Below are 4,037 nucleotides of genomic sequence, written 5' to 3' on the forward strand. Positions count from 1 at the left end.
GCGCGCGCCACCGAGCAGACGGCCCGCCACACCAAGCGCCTCGTCGAGGCTTCTACGAAGGGACTGGCCTTCGGATGAGCACGGAAGTTCAGGAACGCGGGATCAGTCGAACGACCAGCAGCGGCCGAAGCCCATCGACCGAGCGCCTCTACTGGGTGCGCGGCACGAGCGATGATCTCGAAGCGCTGGCCGCGCTCGAAGCCGAGGTGCCGTCTTTCTACGGCGGCCTGCCGCTCTACCAGGTGCGGGTCGAGGAGGCCGGGCCCGATCTCTACGACGGCACCGTCATTTACCAGGTCGATTCCTCGACTGACCCACCCGACACCGGCGAGAGCACCTTCACCTTCGAGACCGGCGGCGGCAGTGAGCACATCACCCAGTCATCGGCGACGATCGCTTCGTACGCGCCACCGGGCAAGACCGCGCCGGACTTCAAGGGCGCCATTGGCGTCACCGCCGACAGTGTCGAAGGCGTGGACATTGTGGTGCCCGTCTACCAGTTCACCGAGACGCACTATCTCGATGACAGTCTGGTGACGCCTGCTTATAAAGGTACGCTCTTCGCCCTCACCGGCCGGGTCAACGATGCCCCATTCAAGGGCTTCAACGCAGGTGAGTGCCTCTTCTTGGGCGTTTCGGGCTCCAAACGCGGCCAAGGCGACTGGGAGCTGACCTTCCGCTTCGCCTCGCGCCCGAACCGCACCGGGCTGGCTATCGGCGACATCACTGGCATCGACAAGAAGGGCTGGGAATACCTCTGGGTGCGGTATGCCGAGGCCGAGGACGCGACCGCTGGCGCGCTGGTGAAACGGCCTGTCGCGGTGTACGTCGAACGCGTGTATGACAGCAGCGACTTCACAGGGCTGGGGATCGGAACATGAGTTCCCTGCGCAAGGTGAAATCCGGCGATCCGCTCAAGATCCCGGCGGCGGCCTACAACGCCTTCGTCGACGCCGCCGTCGATCTGCGCCAGCGCCAGCACGAGGAAAGTCGCGAACCCCAGCGCCTGCGGCGGGACAGCGACGTGATCCTCGTGCTCAACTCGACGGCTTCGACCGTGAACCGCTTCGGCGTGCTGGCCATCACCGATCCGATCATCGCGCCCACTGACGCTCTCGAACTCGAGCGAGTCGCGTTCACTGGAGTCGTGTCCGCGGCTGAGCACGCCGGCAAGTTCGCCATCCTCCTCGAAACCGCCGCGCCCGGCGCCATCGTCCGCGCCGCGATGGGCGGAGTCGTGCCCGTCAAAGTCGGCCTGCTCCAACCGGATGACGAGTTCGCGGATGTCGCGCCTGGCCAGACGGGTTATCTCAACAGCGGCGACAGCGGCACGGCCCAGATCCTCTGGGTGGAGTCTTCGCTGGTTCCGGTGCGCCAGGCGATCGTGCGCCTGGGTGGCGCGGCCGTCTGCCTCGCCGGCGCCAGCGGACTGGCCTTTGACGCGAATGGCTGTCTTAAGATCGACACCACCGTCAACAGCACCGTGCAGCTCACACTCGTCACCGGCGTGACGCACGCGATCGTCGGCAATGTCCTGCGCATCACGGCCCAGCGATCGATCATCACCCTCTCGCGTAACGTGGCCGGGGTGGTCATCGGCGTCGGCGCCACGCCCACCACGGACCAGATCAGCGACGTGAATCTGGAAAGTTGCCCCTGACTCGTGGTGAGCGACGCAAGGGAATCGAACCATGCCCCTCATCCTCGGACCATCCGGCAACACGCTGCTTCTCGGCCCGACCGGCCTGCCGGCCACGAGCACAAGGTGCTGCTGCTGCAAGGAAGGCATCGAGTGCCCGCACTGCCCGTGCTGCGAGTGCTGGGTCTGCGGCGACGGCATCAAACACGCGCTGCCCACGGCCGGCTGCCACAACGCCAGCGGCAAGGCCTGCCTGACCGTGACGCTCAGCGGCCTGACGTTCGTGACCAACTGCCGCACGTTCCGCAACAACAACTGCGTGGCCGCGCCGGGCACGTGGGCGTCGTACAAGTACCTCTCCGCCGCGATGCCCGATCTGGGGCTGCCGTTCAACTGGAACGACGGCGCGCACACGCCGATTCGCGACCCCGACCTGCCGTGCGCCGAGATCGCGCCCGGCACGGTCTGCCGCCAGTGGCACATGTGCGTCGTGCTGCCCGACACCGGCATCGACGCCACGCAGTACGCCAACGCCAACTGCACCGGCACGAGCAACACGTTTGATGTGCTGATCGCGAGCGCCGTGCTCGACTACCAAGTGATTGGCACGACTCGGCGCTTCATCCTGTGGGTGACTGCCTCGCCCGCCGGCACCATCCCGATCCCGATATTCTTCGGCGCGGCGAGTTTCGACGCCCGGCAGTGCGCGAACTACTCGACCTGGCCGCTGGTCATCCCCAACGGCCTGAGCAGCACCGCCTGCCTCTGCGGCGGCTCCGGCACGGCGATGCACCCGGCGGCGACGGGCGGAACCGCGACATTGACGATGGCGTGCGATACGGATTGTGGTTTCGACGGAGGCGCGGGGCTGGCGGCTGAAGCGTCGGGACCGCGGATTGCGCCACATCGGCTGGTGGAAGCAGCCGCGGTTGATCTCGCAGACGCGCGCGAGGAGCGAAGGCTGCGGTGCCACAAATGTCGCAAGCGGCTATCGACAGCATGAAGCCGCAGAGAAGCCATCGACGCTGGCAGGACGATTGACGGTGCCGGCTGGCCCGCGGGACGACGAGCTCCCCCGCGGATCGATGGCTCGATCGCTTCGGCGACAGCCTCACTTCGCCGTGTACCTCCCATGCTCCACGCGCTTGAACAGATCCTTGCGCTTGAGCAGTGTCAGGTTGACCATTGTGTTCAGATTGGCAGATCCGGAGCGATACCCGGCCTTCTGCACAGCCTCGGTCGCTTCAGTTATGCCCAATGTCGTTCCTGACAAAACGCCGTGAAGGGTCGCATCGAGAGTCATCTTGTTCGCAGCTCGAGTGCGCGCCGCCGTGGTCTTGCCGAATGTGCGACTGTTCGACGCCAGCGCACTCGCGACATCCGGCGGCGGCGGTGTAACGCCCAGCGATTCCATCTCCGCTTTGACGTCCTTCAGTTTGCCAATCAGCCGAACCCACTCGACCTGGAGCTCCGCAGCCTTGGCATTGCGCCGTTCCAATTCCTGCTGCAGTTCAGCGGTTGGGATATGAGCGAGACCAGATGCGGTCATTTTGAAGCCCTCACCGTGGCGGTTCCGATTGCTCGTTTCCTTGACTTCGCGTAGCTCGCGCCAATTCGTCTATGAGCGGAGATCACAGACTCCGGATCGGGAGAAGAGTTCACCTCCACTCTCCCGATCGTCAATCAGTCGGGCCAGCCTTGCGGTAGCGGTACCGATCACGATGCTTGTGCGGGCTCGATTGTAGAAATCGCGAAGGATTCGAAGCACAAGCCGGTCAAACACATCAGCATTGTCGAGAAACAACGGCCCGTGAGATGTCGCCAGCGCATCGGAGATCGCGCGATAGCGCTTTAACGATGAGAGGCGCGATGGAATCTTCATCTGCCACTCGAGAGCCGAGCAGACGTCGCGAGCGCATCCCCGTGCAATTGATGAGCAATCCACCTGCATCCTGCGCAGCTTCGCGCATGGCCGCGTTCCGCGCGACATGGTCCGGCCAGACGAGGATCAGGATAGTCGGATACCCGAGCGCCAACTGCACGCACTCGTCGAATTGAGCTCGCGCTGTCGGAAACTTCATGGGACTAAGCAGCAGCGGGCTCGCCGGCTCCGACCGGTTTGCCATCTTGACTGGCCCATGGAATCTCACTGGTGACTCCCGCTGCTGCGGATCCTACTGCCCGGTCCATGCCTGTTCCCAGGCGGTCCGAATCCCTGGCAGCTTTGAAGAGGTATTCGCCGCCGCCAACGTGTAGCCCATGTCGCTTCGTACGTTGGCGAGAGTGGTCTGATCCTCCGGCGGAGCGCTTTCCCCACAGCGCAGGGCATTCTTGAGCGACAGCCAGGATTCTTCGCCGAGATCCACGGCCAGGTAGGGCGTGTCAAGGTGCCAGCCGC

The 4,037-nt window shown here is 64.6% G+C and carries 5 protein-coding genes; 3 read left to right on the forward strand and 2 right to left on the reverse strand.

The annotated features are described in order from the left end of the window. Positions 1 to 74: 74 nt before the first annotated feature. The 3 genes from IT430_20550 to IT430_20560 are packed head-to-tail and all read left to right on the forward strand — an operon-like array spanning position 75 to position 2,642. The gene (locus IT430_20550; GenBank protein MCC6910332.1) at positions 75 to 881 is read left to right on the forward strand and encodes a hypothetical protein; all 807 of its coding nucleotides are present in this window, start codon (positions 75 to 77) and stop codon (positions 879 to 881) included. Next, the gene (locus IT430_20555; GenBank protein ID MCC6910333.1) at positions 878 to 1,660 is read left to right on the forward strand and encodes a hypothetical protein; all 783 of its coding nucleotides are present in this window, start codon (positions 878 to 880) and stop codon (positions 1,658 to 1,660) included. Before IT430_20550 ends, IT430_20555 begins: the two co-directional genes overlap by 4 nt. A 31-nt stretch (positions 1,661 to 1,691) precedes the next feature. Further along, a complete protein-coding gene (locus IT430_20560) occupies positions 1,692 to 2,642 on the forward strand; it encodes a hypothetical protein (protein ID MCC6910334.1) in 951 nt (316 codons plus the stop codon). Positions 2,643 to 2,750: 108 nt separating this feature from the next. Here IT430_20560 and IT430_20565 read toward each other — a convergent pair whose 3' ends face one another. Both IT430_20565 and IT430_20570 read right to left on the reverse strand, forming a co-directional pair. Further along, entirely contained in the window at positions 2,751 to 3,188 is a 438-nt protein-coding gene (locus tag IT430_20565) for a hypothetical protein (GenBank protein MCC6910335.1), read from the reverse strand. Positions 3,189 to 3,813: 625 nt separating this feature from the next. Beyond that, a partial coding sequence (locus tag IT430_20570) for a hypothetical protein (GenBank protein MCC6910336.1) occupies positions 3,814 to 4,037 on the reverse strand: 224 nt, incomplete at its 5' end.

This window comes from Phycisphaerales bacterium (assembly GCA_020852515.1).
Taxonomy (GTDB): domain Bacteria; phylum Planctomycetota; class Phycisphaerae; order Phycisphaerales; family UBA5793; genus UBA5793.